A 19,287-nucleotide genomic window follows, 5' to 3' on the forward strand; every position below is an offset into this window, starting at 1 on the left:
CACGCCATGCCCACCTTCTCCGCGCCCGACGGCACCCTGCTCTCCTACCGTGTCCACGGCGAGGGCGAGCCGCTCGTCTGCCTCCCCGGCGGCCCCACGGACTCCGCCTACCTCGGCGAGCTCGGCGGCCTGTCCGCGCACCGCCGGCTGATCGTGCTGGACCCGCGCGGCACCGGCCGGTCCGCGATCCCGGCCGACACCGCCTCCTACCGCTGCGATCACATGGTCGCGGACGTCGAGGCGCTCCGCGCCCACCTCGGGCTCGAACGGATCGACCTGCTCGCCCACTGCGCCGGCGCCAACCTGGCGGCCCAGTACGTGGCCCGGCACCCGGAGCGCGTCGGCCGGCTCGCCCTGATCACCCCCAGCACCCGGGCCGTCGGCATCGCGATCAGCGGCGGAACGCGGCAGGAGATCGCCGGGCTCCGGGCGAGCGAGCCCTGGTTCCCGGCCGCGTCCGCCGCGTTGCAGGAGATCGCCGCGGGCACGGGCAGCGACTGGGAGGCCATCGCCCCCTTCGCCTACGGTCGCTGGGACGCCGCCGCGCAGAGCCACCAGCCGACGACCGTTCCGACCAACCCGGAGGCGGTCCGGCTCTTCGGCGCCGACGGCGCCTTCGACCCGGAGGCCACCCGTGCGGCGCTCGCCGTCTGGAAGGGCAACGTCCTCGTGCTCGCCGGGGAGTTCGACCTCAACAGCCCGCCGCCGGCGGTGGCCGAGTTCGCCGCCCTGTTCCCCGACGCCACGTACGTCGAGCAGCCCGGCGCGGGCCACAACCCCTGGGTGGACGACGCCGGGCGGTTCGTCGCGACCACGGCGGCGTTCCTGGGCTGAGGGCCCCGGCCGGGGTCGGCCGTCCGTCCGTCAGCCGGCGAACCCCGGCACCACCAGGCCGGACTCGTACGCGATCACCACCGCGTGGGTCCGGTTCTGCGCGCCGAGCTTGGTCAGCACGTTCCCGACGTGCGTCTTCACCGTCTCCAGGCTCACCGTGAGCGAGTCCGCGATCTCCGGGTTGGACAGGCCGGTGGCCATCAGCCGCAGCACCCCCTCCTCCCGGGCGGTCAGTGCGGCCTTCGGCAGGGCCTCGGCGGAGTCCAGCGGGCGGGCGGAGACCATCCGGCGAAGCGCCGCCGGGAACAGGATCGCCTCCCCGGCCGCCGCCACCCGCACCGCCTCCGCGACCTCCCGGACCGGCCGCCGCTTGAGCACGAACCCGCTGGCCCCCGCGCTGAGCGCGGCGGTGACGTAGCCGTCGTTCTCGAAGGTGGTGATCACCACGACCTTCGGCGGTTCGGCCGTCCCGGCGAGCAGGTGCCGGGTGGCCTCGATCCCGTTGCGCCGCGGCATCCGGACATCCATCAGGACCACGTCCGGCCGCAGCCGCAGCGCCTGCTCGACCGCCTCGACACCGTCGGCGGCCTCCCCGACCACCGCGATCCCCGGCTGTGCCGAGAGCAGCAGGCGCAGACCGCTGCGGGTCACCTCGTCGTCGTCGGCGATCAGGAGCGTGACGGGGGTCCCGGGGGTACCGGGGGTACCGGCAGGGCCGGCGTCCCGACCTGCGTCAGGACTCGCGTCCGGGCCCGCGTCAGGGCCGGTCATGCCGACAACCGCACCGGCAGCCGGACCGCCAGCCGCCACCGCTGCGGCCCGTCCGGACCGACCTCGATCTCACCGTGCAGCAGCCGCACCCGCTCGGCCAGCCCGGGCAGACCGTGCCCGGACGTCGGGAACGCCCCCCGGCCCGCGCCCGCCCCCGCACCGGTCCGGTTGACCACAGCGAGTTCCAGGCCGTCCGGCCCGGCCGCCACCCGGACCTCGATCGGGCCGCCCGCCCCGTGCCGCAGCGCGTTCGTCAGCCCCTCCTGCAGGATCCGGTACGCCGCCCGCGAGAGCGTCCCCTGCACCTGCGCCAACTCACCCGACAGCTCCGGCTCCACCACCGCACCCGCGTGCCGCAGCCGGTCCAGCAGCTCGGGCAGGTCGGCCAGGGTCCGGGCCGGCGCCGTCCCCGCCTCCTCCTCGCGCAGCACGCCCAGCACGTAGTCCAGGTCCTCCAGCGCGGCCCGGGCCGACTCCTCGATGCTGCGCATGGCGGCCCGCGCCGCCGCGGGGTCCGCGGAGAGCACCTCGCCCGCCACCGCGGCCTGGATCGTGGCCGCCGTCAGCGTGTGCCCGATCGAGTCGTGCAACTCGTGGGCCAGCCGGTTGCGTTCGGCCAGCAGCAGTTCCCGCTCGGCCGCCAGCGCGAGCCGTTCGGCCGCCGACGGCCCCAGCAGCCGCGGCGCCAGCCACCGCAGGGCGTACGTCACCCCCACGCAGACCGCCGCCGCCATCAGCAGGCACCCGAGCGCCATGACCCAGCTCTGCCAGCCGCCCTCCGCCCGCACCGACCAGTCGAACAGGCTCAGCCGCACCTCGCCACGGAGCCAGCCCCCCGGGAGGCTCAGGCCCAGGACGAGCAGCAGACCACCCAGCAGCGCCCCCGTCCACCCCAGTGCCACGTGCAGTAGCAGCCAGAGGGGGGTCCGCCAGCGGTCGGCCGGGGCCGCCGCGGCCGCCGCCGGGGCCGGCAGCGGCACCCCCAGCAGCCGGCGGGCGGACACGACCAGCACCCGCCGAGAGGTGCGGGCCAACCCGACCGCAGCGGTCAGTGCCGCCCAGACCAGCAGGACCAGGAGGAACTGCACCACCTCCGGACCGGACCGCCACATCAGCGCCGGCACGAGCGCGAAGGGCAGCAGCGGAAGGCTCGCCAACGCGCCGCAGTAGGCGAACAGCACACCCGTGTACGTGGAGCCGCGCAACAGCGGCCGGATTCCCCTGATCATGATCGCCAGTATGGCCGCGCGGGTCACGGGCGGCCTCCCCCGATCGAGGGAGCGGTTTCTCCCGCCTTTCCGCGATGTGCGTCCGGGGCCCCCGGCTCCAGGATCGTGTCCTGCCCGGCCGACGCCGCCGGCTTCCACACGATTCCCCAGGAGTTGACCCATGCGTGAGCGGACGTCCCACATGTCAATCCCCCGACGGCAGCGGGCCGGCCGGCGACGTGCCGTGGCGGCAGCGGCCGCGGTGGCCGTCGCCGTCATGACGGCGGGCGCCCTGGCACCGCCCGCCGCGTCCGCCGCGTCCAGGCCGGACACCGTCCAGCAGGGCCTGACCGCGCTGGTGCAGGACGACGGCCTGCCCGCCGCGCTGGCGAGCGTCAAGGACCTCGAAGGCCGGACCCGCACCTACACCGCGGGGGTTGGCGACCTGGCCACCGGCTCGAAGGTGCCCAGGGACGGCCAGGTGCGGATCGGCAGCAACACCAAGACGTTCACCGCGGTCGTCGTGCTGCAACTGGTCGGTGAGGGGAAGATCGACCTCGACGCCACGGTCGACACCTACCTGCCCGGCATCGTCCGGGGGGAGGGGATCGACGGAGGCCACATCACCGTCCGTCAGCTCCTCCAGCACACCGCCGGACTTCCCGACTACGAGAGCCTCGTGGACGAGGACATCCGTCAGCACCGGTACTTCGAACCCCGGGACCTCCTGGACATCGCGTTCCGGCAGAAGGCCGCCTTCGCCCCCGGGACGAGTTGGGCCTACAGCAACACGAACTACGTGGTGGCCGGCCTGATCGTCCAGAAGGTCACCGGCCGGCCACTCGCCGAGGAGGTGGACCGGCGCATCGTCCAGCGCATCGGGCTGCGGCACACCTACTTCCCCGCCCCCGGTGACATGACCATCCGGGAAGCCCACCCCAAGGGCTACCAGAGGGATTCAGCGGACGCACCGCTGCGCGACTACACGGAGATCGACCCCTCCGTGGGCTGGGCGGCCGGTCAGATGACCTCCACCAACTCCGACGTCAACCGGTTCTTCAGCGCACTCCTGGCCGGCGAGCTCCTCCCGGACGCCCAGCTCGCCCAGATGCGCACCACCGTCCCCGTCGGGGACACCGGCGCCGGCTACGGGCTGGGGATCATGAGCAGGCCACTGTCGTGCGGCGGCGTCTACTGGGGCCACGGCGGCGACCTCGCGGGCTACGAGACCCGGGGCGGGGTCACCGACGACGGCCGAGCCGCCAACATCGCGGTGACCAGCATCCCGGACGACTACGCGGTCACGAAGCACCTGGAGAAGGTCGTGGACACGGCCCTCTGTCGCTGAACCACGCGCCGCACGAGGGCCGCTGGAGCGGACGACCGGTCCGCTCCAGCGGTGCCGTCCCCGTCGGGTCAGCCCCTTCCCTCCCGGACCAGGGAGGGAAGGGGTGAGAAGGGATCGACCGACGGACGTCACCAGTGCATCAGTGCCGCCTCGCCCGCGCCCCAGGCGGAGTAGACGCGCACTCGCACGATGTAGCTGCGCCCCTTGAAGAGCTTGACGCCCAGGCGGCCGTTGCGGTCCTGGCCGCTGTCGTCCTCGGCGGTGACGTACCGCAGCTCACCGTTGATCCGCTCGAACAGGGCCATCACCACATCAACATCCCCGAAGGTGCTGATGGCGTACTTGCGGGTCTCGTTCGGTGCGATCGCGAAGTCGGCCTGACCACCGGTCCGCGTCGGCAGCAGGACGGCTTCGTGGGGTGTCAGGGCGCGGGGCCGGGCCACGAGCGCCGGATACCAGGCCAGGACCTCCTCCTTGTCGGTCGCCGAGAGCGACAGCGGCTCGCGAATGCCCTGGAGACGGAGCTGCTTCGGCCGACGGATCCATCCGGGCGAGATGGCGTACTCCATGACCGAGTCCTTGTCGAAGGTCGAGCCTTCGACCTCGGCCGGGTCCAGCTTGCGGATGATGTTGTTGAAGGTCGTGACCCTGTCCCACCCGTTGGGGGGCTGGGCGAGGGCCGCGTAGACCACCTCGTCGTTCCATTCGATACCGGCGTTCGGGTTCTGGTGTTCGTGCTCGAAGCCCAGGACGTGCCCGAGCTCGTGCAGCGCGGTGGCATGGCCGGAGTCGTCCGTCAGGTCCCAGCCGTAGCTGGTGGTGGGCCGGCTGCGGGGGACCTGCAGCACGTCCCGGCCCACGGCGGACTGGGACTTGTCCCCCTTGAAACTGATCCGGACCTCGGCCTCCGAGCGGTCGTCCACCTCCTGGAAGTCCACGCCGATGCCGAGCGCCTTCCACTCGTCGAAGGCGCCGCGGACGGCGTCCGGCTGACCGGCCGGGCGGTCGGCGCCGCCGCTGTCGAGGAAGCAGTAGTGCAGGACGGTACCGTTCAGCCACTTCTTGCGAACGGTGCGTATCGCGCTGGCCCGGCCCTGGGCGAGGTCTAACCGGGGAGGGGGCGAGGCGGAGGGTTTAACCGAACAGTACTTCGGCGCCGGATAGGCCGCCGCTTTCCTGCCACCAGCCATGAGGAATCCTCCGATCTGCGAACCGCCGTAGGAACACGGGCGGTTGAGGAGGGCTGGGGTGGCTGTCGGGCCTTTGGAATGCTTCCATCATCGTCTCGCCGTCCGAGCCTTACCACAACCCTCGACCGGCGTCCAGATGGGGCAAGGAATCAGAACGCGGAGGAAGAGGGAACCGTGACGCCCCATCGGCCACTCTCCGCAGCAGGACGACTACGCGACACCGTGTCACCGAAACGCTCCGGCGGGTAGTCGCGCCCGGGTCGCCGCGCGGGGCCCGACGCGCGCGCCGCCAAAGCGCCAAAAGCAATGAGGCCGGTCCATCCGACTTTCGTCGGACCGACCGGCCTCATCAGCTGTGCGCGAGGGGGGAGTTGAACCCCCACGCCCTTTCGGGCACTGGAACCTGAATCCAGCGCGTCTGCCTATTCCGCCACCCGCGCATCTGGGTGATGAGGTAAATCGTAGCCCATGCGCGGGGGTGCTCCGAACCGGTTTCGGCAGGCGGGCGGGGTCAGCGGGCGATCTGCTCGACGATCCAGTCGATCAGGACACCGGAGATCTGGCTGTGCGGGTGGTTGTCGTCGTCGAACGCGACGTGGTCCAGGTGGCCGCGCTCGAGGTCGGCGCCGGTGATGGAGAGGTTCAGCTCGACGTTCCACTTCACCGGGTCGAAGTCCAGCGCCGCCGCACTGACGGACGGGACGAAGGCGCCGCTGCGGTACTCGTGGGCGATCTTCGCCTTCAGCGCGTCCGCGACCAGACCGAAGGACTCCAGGGTGCCACCGGGCGCGCCGTCCAGCGCCGGGACCTCCGTGGTGGTGCTGCGGCGCAGCTCCAGGCCGAGGTGCATGCCGCCGATCGCCTTCTTCTCACCCTTGTCCGCCTGGAAGCGGGCGGTCGCGCTGGCGATCAGGGCCTGCCAGTCGAACGCCACCTCACCGGCCGGCAACGGACGGCCGACGCCGTCACGGCGGCCGTTGGAGACACCGAGCTTGCGCGGACGCTGAGGATAGTTGCCGACCGCTGCGAGGTCCCGCAGGAACTCGGTGCGGAGCTGGCTGGCGGTGGCCACCTCGCCCGAGAACTTGGAGTTCTCCACCCACGCCCAGAGCAGCTGCTGCGCGGCGGGGCTCCGGATCAGCTCGGCCTGCTTGACGCCGTCCGGCCCGGCCGGGGTGAAAGCCTCGAAGAAGTACGCCATCTGCTGGAGGATCAGCGGGATCCAGGCGCCGTTGTGCGGGGTGTCGTAGGAGAGGTACGTGGCGGTCTCGTGGTCGGCCTGCTCGGCCTCCATCTTGGCGAGCGCGTAGCGGGTGATCATGCCGCCCATGCTCACCCCGCCGACGGTCAGCGGGATATCGCTCTTGCGCTCCTGGATCGTCCGCCGGATCGCGGCGACCGCGACCTCGGCGTTGGCCTGGATGTGGGTGTGCCGCTCGGTGAAGCCGAGCACGATCACGTCGAAGCCCTGGCTGAGCAGCTGGTCGAAGAAGCCGGCCTTGCCGTCGTACGGCTGGTTGAAGTAGGCGAACAGGCCGGGGAGGTCGCTCTCGCCGTAGTTGAACCCGTCGGCGAAGATGAAGGGCCGGTTGAGCCCGAACTTCGAGTTGGCGAGGTAGACGGCCGCCTTGCCCGTCGCGGTCTGGTGCTGGAAGGGCTCGCCGGTGAGGTCCCAGGTGAAGTCGGGCTCGCGCCCGGCCCCATTGGTGCTGGTCAGCGGGGTGGTGAACCAGACCTCGGGCTTGAGGGAGCCGGCGAGTTCCGCCAGCTCGTCCCGGGTGGGCTCCGCGCCGCCTTCCCGGAGGGTGAGTGCAACGTCGATACGGGCTTCCTGTGCCATGACTACCGCCTCGGTCTAGTCGAACAGGGATCACGTGCGCACTGTTGGTGACCGTAACCGTTTGGTTACGCACCGCACCAGCGAAACGCGCAGGGTGATCGAAAGTGTTCGGCCAGCGTCACCAGACGACCGGAAGTGGTAGTTCGGTCAGGCGGAGAAGTCGCCGGCCCGGACAGCGGCGACGAAGGACTGCCACGCGGAGGCGGGGAAGACGAGGGCAGGGCCGTGCGGGTCCTTGGAGTCACGCACCGGCACGACGCCGGGGAATCCGGGGGCCACCTCGATGCAGTCGCCGCCGTTGGTTCCGCTGTAGCTGCTCTTGAGCCAGACGGCTGCGGCGAGCTCGTTCCTCGTCATCCCTGAACCCTTCCAGCGCATCGATGATCAGCGCGCGCGTGTCCCTCACCGAGAGAACCTGGCCGCGCAGCCGATCATAGGTGCGATGGTGACCCGACACGATTGCCGGAACGTCGCTCGGAGAGCCTCGATCGAGACTCTCCGAGTAGACCCAGCGTTGCCCGTCCGGCATCTCCAGAAGCACCATCGATGTGTTGATGATGGTGGACCGGGATGTGAACGGAGCAACCTGGACAAGGACGTTCGAAAACTCCATGACGCGCAACAGGTGTTCCATCTGGCGGCACATCACCTTCGGTCCGCCGACGACCGATCGGATGCTGCTCTCGTCCAGCACAGCCAGCAGCAGCGGGCCGTCCTGCGCCAGAAAGCGCTCCTGTCGAGCCAGTCTCGCCGCCGTTCGCTCCTCGATCAGGTCGAGGTTTCCAGCATCGTCACCAGCCGCGAACATCGCCCGCGCGTAGTCCCGGCACTGCAACAGCCCATGCATGTAGCCGTATTGGAAGACTCTGACGGCAACCGCCTCGGCCTCCATGTCCGCGTGGTCCCGGAACCAGTCCGGGTGCTCGACCTCCGCGTCCCAGTCGACCCGCTCCCAGAGCCGCTTCAGCAGGCCGCCTGTGCTGAGCAGCCGGTCCGCGTCCTCCACCGAGTCGATCGGCATCCGGCGCTTGCCGCTCTCGTAGCGGGTGATGTTGGTTCGGTTGCAGTGCAGGAGCTTCCCCAACTCCTCCTGCGTGTAGCCGAGCATCTCCCGGTAGAACCGCAGCTCTTCGCCGAACATCACGGCCGAGCTTGCCGTTGGCCCCTGCTTCGCTCGCCGGTGTGACACGTCGTCTCCCCTCACGTGCTGCACATGACCGGTACTCCGGATCGGTCGTCACCGTATCTCCGCACCCCGATGATTGATACCGGAACGCAATCATTTGCTTGCGCAGCGTGATTCCGCACGCCTTCTCGCGAGCCCGTTCCACTCCCCCCATCGCCCCAGGAGGTTGCCACGCCATGCCCAAGAACTGCGCCAACCGCTGGCCGCTCCATCCCGACCCCCGCCGGCCGCGCGAGTTCGCGGCGCGGCTCGACTCCCGGGTCGGGTCCACCCCGCTGGCGCGGCTGCTGCTCCGCGCGTTCCTCGCCGGGATGCCGAAGGGCGAACGGTTCTCGGACATCGGCGAGTTGCTGCTCGGCGAGCTGTTCGCCAACGCGATCCAGCACAGTGACGCGCCGCCGGACCGGGTGGTCGAGATCCGGTTCGCGCTGTTCGCGGACCGGCTCCGGATCGAGGTCCACGACGCGGGCAGCGGTCGGCCGTCCGTCCGCGCCTCGTCCGCCGACGACGAGAGCGGGCGCGGGCTCTTCCTCGTCAACGAGCTTGCCGAGCACTGGGGCTGTTGCCCGCGGGCGGGTGGGATCGGCAAGTTCGTCTGGGCGCTGATCGCCCCGGCCCCGGGCTTCACTGACCTCGGTTTCGGTCAGACCCCGGGCGTCATCGCCGTTTGATCGGCGGGCGCCGACCGGCGCACTCCCCCGCCCCTTCCGCACCACGTTCCCCCCAACGTGGGGTTTGGCTCAACCGACCGCCGTCCGTGCGCCGATACCCCGTCCGACGCAAAGTCCCGGGCGGGGTGGCGGCGCTGAGGGCTGCCACCCCGTCGACCGGTCGTCCGCCTCCGTGGCTCACCGGATTGAACGCGGTCACCTTGGGTAGCACGCTCCCCACCAAACGTATCCATTGGCAAGGGGACCCCGACCATGGCCGATCAGCAGCACACGACACCGGAGACACCGACCGGGACTCCGGGACCGTACGAGGAGGCCGACCTCATCCTCCACGGCGGCGAGATCGTGACCGTCGCCGAGCCGCCCACCGCCGAGGCGGTGGCGGTCAAGGACGGTGTCATCGTCTTCGTCGGCGACCACGCCGAGGCCGTCGACCGCTGGGGCGGCCCCCTGACGAAGGTGCGCGACCTCGAAGGCCGGGCGCTGCTCCCCGGCTTCATCGACGCGCACGGCCACCTCGGCGGCATCGGCCTCCAGGCCACCATCGCCAATCTGCTGGCCGCTCCGGACGGTGACGTCACCGACATCGCCTCCCTCCAGGAGAAGCTGCGGGCCTGGGCGGAGACCGAGGTCGGGCGGGATTCGGAGTGGATCATCGGCTTCGGCTACGACGACGCGATCCTCGCCGACGAGCGGCACCCGACCCGGGACGACCTGGACGAGGTGTCGACCAGCCGGCCGGTGCTGGCGATCCACCAGTCCTTCCACCTGGGCGCGGTGAACTCCCTGGGGCTCGCGGCGCTGGGCTACGGCCCGGACACCCCCGACCCGGAGGGCGGCGTCATCCGCCGCCGGGAGCTCGCCGTCGCACCGTCTCACGGCGAGCCGAACGGGGTCCTGGAGGAGACGGCCTTCAACCTCGCCTCGACGGCGGCCATGGCGGGCCTGCCGCAGGCCGTGCAGTTCGGGCTGTTCGCCAAGGGCGCGCAGTCGGCGGCCTCGTTCGGCTTCACCACCGTCCAGGAGGGCGGCGCCACCCTGACCAACCTCGCCGCGCTGCGCGAGATCGCCGCGGCCGTGCCGTTCGAGATCGACGTCGTCGCCTACGCCCGCGCCGACCAGGCCACCGCGGCGGTGCTGGACCGGGACGCGGACGGCGATCCGGTGAAGGCGAGCCCGGAGTACGTGAACGGCGTGCGGGCGGCGGGCGTGAAGATGTACCTCGACGGCTCGCCGCAGGGCCGGACGGCCTGGCTGACCAAGGCGTACGAGACGCCGCCGGAGGGCAAGCCGGACGACTACCGCGGCTACCCGACCATCCCGCACGACGACGTCGTCGTCCGGCAGGTGCGGACGGCCTACGAGCAGGGCTGGCAGGTGCTCGCGCACGTCAACGGGGACGCCTCGATCGACCAGTTCATCGGCGCGGTCAGGGCCGCCACCGCGGAGGCCGGGCCCGGCGACCGGCGCACGGTCGCGATCCACGCGCAGACCGCCCGCGAGGACCAGATCAACGACTTCGCGCTGCTCCGGATCATCCCGTCGTTCTTCTCCATGCACACGTTCTACTGGGGGGACTGGTACCGGAAGACCGTCCTCGGCGAGGAGCGGGCCGCGAACATCTCCCCCGCTCGCTGGGCGCTCGACCGGCGGATGGCCTACACCTCGCACCACGACGCCCCGGTGGCGCTGCCCAACTCGATCGCCATCCTGTCCAGCCAGGTCACCCGCCGCACCCGCACCGACAAGGTCGTCCTCGGGCCGGAGCAGTGCGTGTCCGCCCTGGACGCCGTCCGCTCGATCACGATCAACGCCGCCCACCAGTACTACGAGCAGGACCGCAAGGGCAGCATCGAGGTCGGCAAGCTGGCCGACCTGGTGATCCTCAGCGCCAACCCGGTGACGGTCGACCCGGAGGAGATCAAGCACATCGAGGTCGCCGAGACCCTCAAGGCCGGCCGGACCGTCCACCCCGCGATCGCCCCGCGCACCGTCAACCCCACGCCCACGCCGGACCGGACTCCGCCGCTCGACCACGAGTGGCACTGCAGCTGCTGACCCGCGCCCGGGGGCGGCGCAACGCCGTGCTGAGCATCCTGGGCGGCACCGCGGTGCACATCGCCCTCGCCGGCACGGCGTTCGCCCACCCCTGACCGGCGGGCGCACCCCGTCCGTTACTTGGCGGCCGCCTCCAGGGTGGCGCGCCACAGGGGGCTGTCGACGTAGTGGTTGTCGTACTGCTCCGAGGAGTCCTTGATCTCCTGCGGGCTCGCCTCGCCCCGCATCACCCGGCCGAGCAGGCGCAGGTAGTCGAAGCGGGGCATGCCGGGCGTGAAGGTGAACAGCACGTCGGCCTCGGAGCCGGGCGCCGCAGCGAAGGCGTGAGGGGTGTGCGGGGGCACGAGCAGGAAGTCGCCCTCGTGCAGCGTCTTGACCTCGTCGTCCACCAGCACCTGGAGCGCGCCGCCGATGACGAAGAACAGCTCCGAGGCCCGGGTGTGGAAGTGGGCGGGGGCACCGACCGCGCCCTTGGCGAAGGAGGAGCGGTAGCTGGTGATCGGGCTGCCGTCGGTGCCGCAGTCGGCGAGCAGGGTCATCGTGCTGCTCGGGTCACTGGTGGTCTCGGCCTCGGCGGCACGGGTCAGAACGGGCTTCAGCGCGGCGGTGTTCACGGTGGTGTTCGCGGTGCTGCTCATGGTGGTTTCTCCCCTGGTGATCGGCCGCTCCGGCGTTCCCTCGCGGCCTTGTGTTCACAACTCTATGCCGCCGAAAGACCCATCAGATGGTTCACTTCCGCAGCAGAAATATGGGTCAATTATCAGGATGTCGAACGCTCGGCGAGGAACTCGCGGACGGCCCTGCCGAAGCCGACCGGGTCACCGTCGTGGGCGAAGTGGTCGGTGTCGAGGACGACGAGCCGGGTGTTGGGGCGGCGTTCCGTCATCGCCGTGGCCAGGTCGGCGTCCAGGCAGGGCATGCGGTTGCCGGCCACCAGGAGGGCGGGGCAGTCCGTGGCGAGCCAGTCGGCCCAGTGGTCGCCCCGGACGAGGGTCTCGGAGTCGACGGTGTCCTGCGGGTGGAAGGGCAGGCGCCGGCCACCGTCGGGGAGTCGGCGCAGCCGGGCGCCGAACATCGGGCCGAAGACCGGGCCGAGGGAGGCGATCAGCTCCTCCCTGCCGGGCGCGGTGTAGGGGAAGTCGAGGACGAAGGCGAGCGGGCTGGGGCCTTCGGCGGGGAGCGCGGCCGCGCCCTCCTCGTTGATCAGCGCGCTGACCAGGTGCGGGTGCCGGGCGGCGAGTTGGTAGGCGGTGATCGCGCCGCCGGAGTGGCCGAGGACGGGGACCGGGCCGAGGTCGAGGCGCTCCAGCAGGGCGACGACGTCCGCGACGTAGCCCTCGCGGGTGTACTCCGGGGTGCGGTCGGAGTCGCCGTGGCCGCGCAGGTCCGGTGCGATGACCCGCCACTCGGGCCCGAGTTCGCGGGCGACTCCGGCGAAGCCCTGGCCCTCGGAGAGGTGACCGTGCAGGGCGAGCAGCGGGCGGCCGGGGCCGCCGAAGTCGAGGTAGGAGAGGCGGCGGCCGGCGAGGTCGAGGTCGGCCCGGACGGGCTGCGGGTCAGCGGTGGTGGTGTCGTTCATGATGGCGTCCTCCGTCGGACTATGACTGTGCGTCAGCTTGCGGCGGGTGCGGACTGCGGCTCAGCGGTCGAGCTCGATGGCATTCTTGGCCCGCTCGACCGACTCCTCGGCCGCCGGGCCGCCGGGGTTCTCGGTGGCGAGCGCCTGGTTGAGGGCGACGAAGGGGCGCATCCGCTCCTCGTACCGCTCGTACGCCGCACGGTGGTCCTCCCCCACGGCCCGGGCGCGGCCGAGTTCGTCGGCCAGCAGGTAGGCGCCGACCAGGGCGAGACTGGTGCCCTGGCCGGAGAGCGGCGAGGCGCAGTAGCCGGCGTCGCCGAGCAGGACGGTGCGGCCGGTGGACCAGTGGTCGAGGTGGATCTGGGCCATCGCGTCGGCATAGAAGTCGGGAGCGGCGTGCAGGGCGGCCAGCATCCGGGGCGTCTCCCAGCGCAGCGCCGCGATCCGCTCGGCGACCAGCTGCCGGCTCCGCTCCGGGTCCCGCTCCGCCGGGTCCTTGCTCTCGTACCCGAAGCAGATCCGCAACTCGCTGTTGCCGCGCACCGGGTAGACGCCGTAGCCGGCGTCGCCGTCGCGCTGCCAGACCTGCCAGTCCTCCAGGCCGAGGAAGTTGTCGGCGTTGAAGATGGCGACATGGGTGCCGAGGTGGTGCAGGAACCGCTCCTCCGGGCCGAAGGCCAGCTTGCGGACGCGGGAGTGCAGGCCGTCGGCTCCCACCACCAGGTCGAAGGTGCGGGGCCCGCCGTGGGCGAAGGTGACGTGGACGCCGTGCTCGTCCTCGCGCAGCGCGGTGACGGTGTCGCCGTGGACGAACTCGACCTCGCCGGAGGTGTGTTCGTGCAGGATCGCGACGAGGTCCTCGCGGAGCAGCTCGACGTCGTCGCTGTCGAGCCGGCCACTGCTGAAGGTGGCCTCGGTGGAGCGGTGCACCTCATTGCCGTCGGGGTCGAGGACGGACATGCCACGCATCCGGGTGCGGACGGCGCGGACCTGCTCGGTCAGGCCCATCCGCTCGATCACGCCGAGGGCGACGCCCCGGATGTCGACCGCCTGGCCGCCGCTGCGCGGGGCGGGGGCGAGCTCGACGACGGTCGGGGCGAAGCCCTGGCGGTGCAGCCAGAAGGCGAGTGCGTTGCCGGCGATGCCGCCGCCGGAGATGAGGACGGTCTTCATGTGGGCTCCCCCGTTGCTGTGTCTGTACTGCCGCGTCTGCACGGCTGCGGCTGTACTACTGCGCCTGTACTGCCGTGCCTGTACGCTGTAAGCAAGGTGAATGTACGACGTAAATTCAGGCCGCCGCAAGAGCCTCACCAGCGCCGAAAGAGCCCATCTGACCTAGTACAGAGGGCTCGTGACAGGCATCCGCGCTGGTAGGGTCTGAGCTAGTACAGGGCAGACGGCGGCGAAAAATATCTTTCAAGGAGTTCGGCAGCATGGCACCGCAGACGGACCCGCCCTTCCAGCGCATCGCCGCCGAGCTGCGACGGCGCATCACCACCGGGGAGCTGGCCCCCGGCGAGCGCGTGCCCTCGACCCGGCGGATCGCCCAGGACTGGGGTGTCGCCCTGGCCACCGCCACCAAGGCGCTCACCGTGCTGCGCCTGGAGGGCCTGGTGGAGGCCCTCCCGCGGGTCGGCACCGTCGTGGCGGGCGCCACCCCGGCCCCCGTCCAGCCTCCCGCTCCGACCCCCACCCAGGCGTCCATCAAGTCGAGCCAACCCGCGACGTCCGAGGGCGAGTTGAGCCGCGAACGGATCATCCGGGCAGCCCTGGAGCTGGCCGACGCCGAGGGGCTGGCCGCGCTCTCGATGCGCGCCGTCGCGGCCCGGCTCGGGGTCTCCGCGATGTCCCCGTACCGCTACGTCACCAGCAAGGAGGAGCTGGTCCTGCTGACGGCCGACGCGGCCTTCGGCGATGGCACCTACCCCGCCGAACCGCCCGCCGGCTGGCAGGCCCGCCTGGAGCTGGGCGCCCGGACCCTCTGGGCGGTGTTCCGCCGTCACCCCTGGCTGGCCCAGATCAGCCCGGTCACCCGGCCGCTGCTGCTGCCCAACCTGATGACGCACGCCGAGTGGTCTCTCTCCGCGCTGGACGGCCACGGCCTCTCCGCGCCGGACGTGCTGCAGATCCATGTGCTGCTGTACAGCTACGTCGAGGGCATCGCCGTCCACCTGGAGCGGGAGGCCCAGGCCCAGGCCGCCACCGGCGTCGACGAGGACCAGTGGATGGACCGCCAGCTCCCCACCCTCGGCGCGCTCGCCGCCTCGGGCCGGTTCCCGGTGTTCAGCCGGCTGATGGCCGAGTTGGCGGACGGCTACGACATGGATCTGGACGCCCTGTTCGAGTTCGGCCTGTCCAACCTGCTGGACGGGCTGGCCCCGCGCATGGATCGCAAGGCACCGGTGAGCGCCCGGCCGCCGGGAGGGACGATCCGCTAGCCCGCCGCCCGCCCCCGGAAGGTCCGCCGGTACTCGCGCGGCGCCACCCCGACCCGGGAGACGAAGGCGGGCCGCAGCGACACCGCCGAGCCGAAGCCGCAGCGGACGGCGACGGTGTCCACCGGCAGGTCCGTCTCCTCCAGCAGGCGTTGGGCGGCGAGCACCCGCTGCTCCAGCAGCCAGCGCAGCGGCGTCGTGCCGGTCGCCTCGACGAAGCGGCGGGCGAAGGAGCGTTCCGACATCAGCGCCGCCCCGGCCATCCGGCGGACCGTCCACGGGGTGTCCAGCGAGGCCAGGATCTCGGCGCGGGCGCGGGCCAACGTGTCGTCCACGGCGTCGTCCGGGACCGGGGAGGGGATGAACTGGGCCTGGCCGCCGGTCCGGAAGGGCGCGGTGACCATCGCGCGGGCGATGGTGGCGGCGGCCTGCTGGCCGTGGGCGGCGCGGACCAGGTGCAGGCAGAGGTCGATCCCGGCCGCCACCCCGGCGGACGTCCAGAGGTCGCCCTCGCCGGTGAACAGCACCTCCGGGTGGACCTCCACCTCCGGGAAGCGGCGGCCCAGTTCGGCGGCGAGCGCCCAGTGCGTGGTGGCGGTGCGGCCGTCCAGCAGACCGGCCTCGGCGAGGACGAAGGCGCCCGCGCAGAGCGAGGCGATGGTGACGCCCTGCTCGTGCGCGGCACGCAGCGCGGCGAGGACGGCCGGGTCGCGCGACACGTTCATCTCCATCCCCGGCACGATGATCAGATCGCACTCCAGCAGCGCGTCCAGCCCGAAGTCCGGCACCCGCTCCAGCCCGCCGCCCAGCCGTACCCGCGAACCCTCCGGCCCGCAGACCCGCAGCTCGAAGGCCGGCAGCCCGGGCCGGGTGAGCCGGTTCGACCACACCTCCCCGATCACCGCGTAGTCGAACGCCCGGACACCGTCGAAGATCAGGCAACCCACAATCCGCATGGCAGAAAACTATCGATGGGTGGCGGCAGCGCCCATCACTAAGGTCGCCCGGGGCGCAGCACGATGGACGCATGACGAACACCAGCGCCTTCGACGCCCCCCTGACCCTCGACTCCGACGCCGTCCTCGTCGTCATCGACGTCCAGAAGGGCTTCGAGGACTACGCGTTCTGGGGCGAGCGCGACAACCCCCGGGCCGAGCAGCGGATCGGCGAGCTCATCGACGCCTGGGAGAGCACCGGGCGGCCCATCGTGACGGTGCAGCACGCCTCCAAGGGCGGCCCGCTCGTGCCGGGCACCCCGGGGTACGAACTCAAGGACTTCGTGGCGGCCGCCAAGTCCGACCTGCACATCACCAAGCAGGTCAACAGCGCCTTCTACGGCACGCCCGACCTGCACGCCTGGCTCCAGCAGCGGGGCGCCCGGCAGGTGGTCATCGCCGGGATCATCACCAACGTCTGCAACGAGACCACCGCCCGGATGGCCGGCAACCTCGGCTACGACGCGATCTTCCCGGTCGACGCGATGCACGCCTTCGACATGACCGGCCCCGACGGCGTCACCGTCCCCGCCGCCGAACTCGCCCGCGCCACCAGCACGGTGCTGCACGCGATGCGGTTCGCCAAGGTGGTCACCACCGAGGCCGTGGTGACGGCGGCGGCGAACACCGGGGAGCCCGCGGTGATCGGCTGACCCGGCGGATCAGCGCAGCAGCGCGTCGTAGGCGGTGCCCTCCGCCGCGTTGAGCAGCACGATGTCGCGGCCGGGCCCCGGCCCGGTGGCCACCGCCCGGAGCCGGGCCAGGGCCTCGGCGTCGGTGGGGAGTTCGAGCCCGAGGGCGGCGGCCGCCGCATCCCGCTCGGCGAGCAGCTCGGGCTCGTCCTCCAGGTACCACTCGGCCGCCTCGGCGCTCTCCTCGGCGGTGAACCGCGGGCAGTCCCGCCACCACGGGATGGCCAGCAACAGCCGTACCAGCTCCGGCAGTCCGACCGCCACCAGCGCGGCGCGACCCTCGGAGTCGGCGTAGAGCACCGGCCGCTCCTCCCCGCCCTCCCCGCAGAAGAAGTAGGTGCCGCCGGAGCCGTCCCCGGCGATCGGCTCCAGTGGTTCACCGGAGGCGAGCACGACCTCCTCCACGTGCTCGGTGCCGCCGAGGTCGAAGTCCGACGTGCAGCGCAGGAAGTCCTCGGCGGCCTCGGTGTCCCGCACGGCGGCGAGCAGTGAGTGCGACATGCCCGCCACCCTAGGCCGCGCCACCGACACGGCGTTCAGGCCGCCCGCTCGGCCAGGAAGGCCTCCCAGGTCCGCCGGCCCGTCTCGGCGCCCCTGAGGGTCAGGTTGTCACCGGCCCGGTAGGCGCGGCCGACCTTGCCGGGGACGCGGACGGGCAGCATCGGCCGGCTCTTGCCGCGCGCCTTGAGGTAGCTGCGGACCAGCTCGCCCATCGGGTACACCGTCGGCCCGGCCAGATCGGGGACGTGGCCGGCCGGCGCGTCCAGCGCCAGCTCCACCAGCCGGGCCGCCACCTCCCGCGCGTCGACCGGCTGCCAGCGGATCCCGCCCGGGGCCGGGACCACCGGCAGCTTGGCCATCCCCGCCGCCACCTTCAGCGCCAGGTCGTGGAACTGGGCGGCGCGCAGCGTGGTGTACGGCAGGCCGGAGTCGGCGACGGCCTGCTCGGCGCCCAGCTTGGAGCGGAAGTAGCCGAGCGGCAGCCGGTCAGCCCCGATCACCGAGATGTAGACGAGGTGCTCCACCCCGGCCCGCTGGGCGGCGCGTACGAGGTGCCGGGTGGCCTCGTCGTCGCCCTTGGCGCCGCCGGCGAGGTGCAGCACGGTCGAGACGCCGTCCACCGCGTCCTCGATGCCCTCGCCCTTGAGCAGGTCGCCGGTCACGTACGCGACGCCGTCCGCGGCCGGTCGCGCACTGCGGGTGAGCACCCGGACGTCGCGGCCGGCGGCCCGCAGCAGCGGGAGGACGTGGCCGCCGAGGGTGCCGGTGCCGCCGGTCACCAGGATGGGAGAGTTCGACATGATCGTCTCCGATTCGTCCCGGCCGAAAGTTGATCTCCCGGCCACAGCCGTTAGGTTTCGTGGTTCTGCAGCTTCGTAGTTCTGCAGCTATGACCCGCGGCGACGAAGGAATGTGACACGGTGGACGAGAAAGTTTTGCCGGCCGGCCTCTCGGGCGAGCGTCGGACCGAAGACCCGGCCGGGTGTTTCGAGGAGCACCGGCCGCATCTGCGCGCGGTGGCGTACCGGATGCTCGGCTCGATCAGCGAGGCCGAGGACGCCGTCCAGGAAGCCTGGCTGCGCTACGACCGCACCGACACGAGCGATGTCGAGAACCTCGGCGGCTGGCTGACCACGGTGGTCAGCCGCGTCTGCCTGAACCTGCTGCGCTCGCGCGAGCAGCGGCGCGAGGACCCGCTGGAGTCGCGCATCCCCGATCCGCTGGTCGCCCGCGAGGGCGTGATCGACCCGGAGCAGGAGGTGCTGCTGGCCGACTCGGTCGGGCTGGCGCTGATGGTGGTGCTGGAGTCGCTGTCGCCGGCCGAGCGAGTGGCGTTCGTGCTGCACGACCTGTTCGCGGTGCCGTTCGAGGAGATCGCCCCGCTGATCGAGAAGACCGCGGCCGCCACCCGGCAGCTGGCCAGCCGGGCCCGCCGCAAGGTGCAGGGGCAGGCGCCCGCGCCCGACCGGGACCTCGCCCGGCAGCGGGTGGCCGTCGACGCCTTCTTCGCCGCCACCCGCACCGGCGACCTGGACGCGCTGCTCGCCGTGCTCGACCCCGACGTGGTGCTGCGCGCCGACGGCGGGGTCGGCCGGGCCCGCCTCCGGACGGTGGTGCTCACCGGCGCCGAGATGGTGGCGAGCCAGGCGGTCACATACCGCTCGCTCGCGCCGTACGCCCGCCCGGCGCTGATCAACGGCGCCGCCGGGGTCGTGGTGATCGGCGCCAACGGCAAGCCGGCCTCGATCATGGCGTTCACCGTGGTGGACGGCGCGATCGTGGCGATCGACGTCCTGACCGACCCGGAGCGGCTGAACGGGCTCGACCTGGCGGCGTTCCGGGAGTAGGGGCAGGAGCAGCCCGGAGCAGAACGAGGACCGGCCCCACCACGCAACCCCGCCGGGGGGGTCCCCGTTCCCCCAAGGGGGCTCCCACCTTCCTCGCCCTAAGGGCATCGGGACCCGCTGCCCCAGTCTCCC

Annotated in this window: 19 protein-coding genes and 1 tRNA gene; 7 read left to right on the plus strand and 13 right to left on the minus strand. The window is 71.9% G+C overall.

The window, feature by feature from the left end; translation table 11 throughout:
- The first annotated feature begins 6 nt into the window (after positions 1-6).
- Positions 7-834, plus strand: coding sequence for an alpha/beta fold hydrolase (locus ACZ6NC_RS28570; RefSeq protein ID WP_465736633.1), 828 nt, complete (start codon positions 7-9; stop codon positions 832-834).
- Positions 835-864: 30 nt separating this feature from the next.
- Here the strand turns inward: ACZ6NC_RS28570 and ACZ6NC_RS28575 are convergent, their stop codons facing one another.
- On the minus strand, positions 865-1,605 hold the full coding sequence (locus tag ACZ6NC_RS28575) for a response regulator transcription factor (RefSeq protein ID WP_465736634.1): 741 nt from the start codon (positions 1,603-1,605) through the stop codon (positions 865-867).
- The gene (locus ACZ6NC_RS28580; RefSeq protein WP_465736635.1) at positions 1,602-2,834 is read right to left on the minus strand and encodes a sensor histidine kinase; all 1,233 of its coding nucleotides are present in this window, start codon (positions 2,832-2,834) and stop codon (positions 1,602-1,604) included. The genes ACZ6NC_RS28575 and ACZ6NC_RS28580 overlap by 4 nt, the downstream gene beginning before the upstream one ends.
- Before the next feature lie 181 nt (positions 2,835-3,015).
- Here ACZ6NC_RS28580 and ACZ6NC_RS28585 point away from each other — a divergent pair, with 181 nt between their 5' ends.
- A complete protein-coding gene (locus tag ACZ6NC_RS28585; RefSeq protein ID WP_465736636.1) occupies positions 3,016-4,161 on the plus strand; it encodes a serine hydrolase domain-containing protein in 1,146 nt (381 codons plus the stop codon).
- Positions 4,162-4,289: 128 nt separating this feature from the next.
- On the opposite strand, the gene ACZ6NC_RS28590 is transcribed toward ACZ6NC_RS28585, so the two are convergent.
- The 5 genes from ACZ6NC_RS28590 to ACZ6NC_RS28610 all read right to left on the minus strand — a co-directional run bounded on the left by ACZ6NC_RS28590 (position 4,290) and on the right by ACZ6NC_RS28610 (position 8,332).
- A complete protein-coding gene (locus ACZ6NC_RS28590; protein WP_465736637.1) occupies positions 4,290-5,351 on the minus strand; it encodes a M12 family metallopeptidase in 1,062 nt (353 codons plus the stop codon).
- 356 nt (positions 5,352-5,707) lie between these two features.
- Positions 5,708-5,791, minus strand: a tRNA-Leu gene (locus ACZ6NC_RS28595).
- Between the two features lie 71 nt (positions 5,792-5,862).
- Positions 5,863-7,191 (minus strand): hypothetical protein, encoded by a 1,329-nt coding sequence (locus ACZ6NC_RS28600; protein WP_465736638.1) that lies wholly within the window; start codon positions 7,189-7,191, stop codon positions 5,863-5,865.
- A gap of 147 nt (positions 7,192-7,338) precedes the next feature.
- On the minus strand, positions 7,339-7,470 hold the full coding sequence (locus tag ACZ6NC_RS28605; protein ID WP_465736639.1) for a DUF397 domain-containing protein: 132 nt from the start codon (positions 7,468-7,470) through the stop codon (positions 7,339-7,341).
- On the minus strand, positions 7,433-8,332 hold the full coding sequence (locus ACZ6NC_RS28610; protein WP_465736640.1) for a helix-turn-helix domain-containing protein: 900 nt from the start codon (positions 8,330-8,332) through the stop codon (positions 7,433-7,435). Before ACZ6NC_RS28610 ends, ACZ6NC_RS28605 begins: the two co-directional genes overlap by 38 nt.
- A 221-nt stretch (positions 8,333-8,553) precedes the next feature.
- Between ACZ6NC_RS28610 and ACZ6NC_RS28615 the strand changes: the two genes are divergently transcribed.
- Together ACZ6NC_RS28615 and ACZ6NC_RS28620 are read left to right on the plus strand one after the other, a co-directional pair.
- Positions 8,554-9,048, plus strand: a complete 495-nt coding sequence (locus tag ACZ6NC_RS28615) for an ATP-binding protein (RefSeq protein ID WP_465736641.1) — start codon at positions 8,554-8,556, stop codon at positions 9,046-9,048.
- A 252-nt stretch (positions 9,049-9,300) separates the two neighbouring features.
- Positions 9,301-11,106, plus strand: a complete 1,806-nt coding sequence (locus ACZ6NC_RS28620) for an amidohydrolase (protein ID WP_465736642.1) — start codon at positions 9,301-9,303, stop codon at positions 11,104-11,106.
- Positions 11,107-11,222: 116 nt separating this feature from the next.
- On the opposite strand, the gene ACZ6NC_RS28625 is transcribed toward ACZ6NC_RS28620, so the two are convergent.
- The 3 genes from ACZ6NC_RS28625 to ACZ6NC_RS28635 form a co-directional block, all read right to left on the minus strand.
- On the minus strand, positions 11,223-11,744 hold the full coding sequence (locus ACZ6NC_RS28625; protein WP_465736643.1) for a cupin domain-containing protein: 522 nt from the start codon (positions 11,742-11,744) through the stop codon (positions 11,223-11,225).
- A gap of 122 nt (positions 11,745-11,866) precedes the next feature.
- Positions 11,867-12,685, minus strand: coding sequence for an alpha/beta fold hydrolase (locus ACZ6NC_RS28630; protein ID WP_465736644.1), 819 nt, complete (start codon positions 12,683-12,685; stop codon positions 11,867-11,869).
- A 60-nt stretch (positions 12,686-12,745) separates the two neighbouring features.
- Complete coding sequence (locus ACZ6NC_RS28635; protein ID WP_465736645.1) at positions 12,746-13,858, minus strand: FAD-dependent monooxygenase; 1,113 nt, start codon at positions 13,856-13,858, stop codon at positions 12,746-12,748.
- A 260-nt stretch (positions 13,859-14,118) separates the two neighbouring features.
- Here ACZ6NC_RS28635 and ACZ6NC_RS28640 point away from each other — a divergent pair, with 260 nt between their 5' ends.
- On the plus strand, positions 14,119-15,123 hold the full coding sequence (locus ACZ6NC_RS28640; protein WP_465736646.1) for a TetR/AcrR family transcriptional regulator C-terminal domain-containing protein: 1,005 nt from the start codon (positions 14,119-14,121) through the stop codon (positions 15,121-15,123).
- On the opposite strand, the gene ACZ6NC_RS28645 is transcribed toward ACZ6NC_RS28640, so the two are convergent.
- A complete protein-coding gene (locus tag ACZ6NC_RS28645; RefSeq protein WP_465736647.1) occupies positions 15,120-16,076 on the minus strand; it encodes a GlxA family transcriptional regulator in 957 nt (318 codons plus the stop codon). The two genes, ACZ6NC_RS28640 and ACZ6NC_RS28645, sit on opposite strands and share 4 nt — an antisense overlap.
- 71 nt (positions 16,077-16,147) lie before the next feature.
- Here ACZ6NC_RS28645 and ACZ6NC_RS28650 point away from each other — a divergent pair, with 71 nt between their 5' ends.
- Positions 16,148-16,768, plus strand: a complete 621-nt coding sequence (locus tag ACZ6NC_RS28650) for a cysteine hydrolase family protein (RefSeq protein WP_465736648.1) — start codon at positions 16,148-16,150, stop codon at positions 16,766-16,768.
- Positions 16,769-16,777: 9 nt separating this feature from the next.
- Here the strand turns inward: ACZ6NC_RS28650 and ACZ6NC_RS28655 are convergent, their stop codons facing one another.
- Together ACZ6NC_RS28655 and ACZ6NC_RS28660 are read right to left on the minus strand one after the other, a co-directional pair.
- Positions 16,778-17,308, minus strand: a complete 531-nt coding sequence (locus ACZ6NC_RS28655) for a hypothetical protein (protein WP_465736649.1) — start codon at positions 17,306-17,308, stop codon at positions 16,778-16,780.
- Between the two features lie 35 nt (positions 17,309-17,343).
- A complete protein-coding gene (locus tag ACZ6NC_RS28660) occupies positions 17,344-18,108 on the minus strand; it encodes an SDR family oxidoreductase (protein WP_465736650.1) in 765 nt (254 codons plus the stop codon).
- Between the two features lie 135 nt (positions 18,109-18,243).
- Between ACZ6NC_RS28660 and sigJ the strand changes: the two genes are divergently transcribed.
- Positions 18,244-19,155: an RNA polymerase sigma factor SigJ gene (gene sigJ, locus ACZ6NC_RS28665; protein WP_465736689.1), complete on the plus strand. Its 912-nt coding sequence runs from the start codon at positions 18,244-18,246 to the stop codon at positions 19,153-19,155.
- The last annotated feature ends 132 nt before the right edge of the window (positions 19,156-19,287 follow it).

It is taken from the genome of Kitasatospora sp. NPDC041988 (assembly GCF_055588525.1).

Bases quoted from the DNA above. Each gene is read 5' to 3' on its own strand.
- ACZ6NC_RS28570 (WP_465736633.1), top strand. From the start codon at position 7: ATGCCCACCTTCTCCGCGCCCGACGGCACCCTGCTCTCCTACCGTGTC.
- ACZ6NC_RS28575 (WP_465736634.1), bottom strand. From the start codon at position 1,605: ATGACCGGCCCTGACGCGGGCCCGGACGCGAGTCCTGACGCAGGTCGG.
- ACZ6NC_RS28580 (WP_465736635.1), bottom strand. From the start codon at position 2,834: ATGATCAGGGGAATCCGGCCGCTGTTGCGCGGCTCCACGTACACGGGT.
- ACZ6NC_RS28585 (WP_465736636.1), top strand. From the start codon at position 3,016: ATGTCAATCCCCCGACGGCAGCGGGCCGGCCGGCGACGTGCCGTGGCG.
- ACZ6NC_RS28590 (WP_465736637.1), bottom strand. From the start codon at position 5,351: ATGGCTGGTGGCAGGAAAGCGGCGGCCTATCCGGCGCCGAAGTACTGT.
- ACZ6NC_RS28600 (WP_465736638.1), bottom strand. From the start codon at position 7,191: ATGGCACAGGAAGCCCGTATCGACGTTGCACTCACCCTCCGGGAAGGC.
- ACZ6NC_RS28610 (WP_465736640.1), bottom strand. From the start codon at position 8,332: ATGTTCGGCGAAGAGCTGCGGTTCTACCGGGAGATGCTCGGCTACACG.
- ACZ6NC_RS28615 (WP_465736641.1), top strand. From the start codon at position 8,554: ATGCCCAAGAACTGCGCCAACCGCTGGCCGCTCCATCCCGACCCCCGC.
- ACZ6NC_RS28620 (WP_465736642.1), top strand. From the start codon at position 9,301: ATGGCCGATCAGCAGCACACGACACCGGAGACACCGACCGGGACTCCG.
- ACZ6NC_RS28625 (WP_465736643.1), bottom strand. From the start codon at position 11,744: ATGAGCAGCACCGCGAACACCACCGTGAACACCGCCGCGCTGAAGCCC.
- ACZ6NC_RS28630 (WP_465736644.1), bottom strand. From the start codon at position 12,685: ATGAACGACACCACCACCGCTGACCCGCAGCCCGTCCGGGCCGACCTC.
- ACZ6NC_RS28635 (WP_465736645.1), bottom strand. From the start codon at position 13,858: ATGAAGACCGTCCTCATCTCCGGCGGCGGCATCGCCGGCAACGCACTC.
- ACZ6NC_RS28640 (WP_465736646.1), top strand. From the start codon at position 14,119: ATGGCACCGCAGACGGACCCGCCCTTCCAGCGCATCGCCGCCGAGCTG.
- ACZ6NC_RS28645 (WP_465736647.1), bottom strand. From the start codon at position 16,076: ATGCGGATTGTGGGTTGCCTGATCTTCGACGGTGTCCGGGCGTTCGAC.
- ACZ6NC_RS28650 (WP_465736648.1), top strand. From the start codon at position 16,148: ATGACGAACACCAGCGCCTTCGACGCCCCCCTGACCCTCGACTCCGAC.
- ACZ6NC_RS28655 (WP_465736649.1), bottom strand. From the start codon at position 17,308: ATGTCGCACTCACTGCTCGCCGCCGTGCGGGACACCGAGGCCGCCGAG.
- ACZ6NC_RS28660 (WP_465736650.1), bottom strand. From the start codon at position 18,108: ATGTCGAACTCTCCCATCCTGGTGACCGGCGGCACCGGCACCCTCGGC.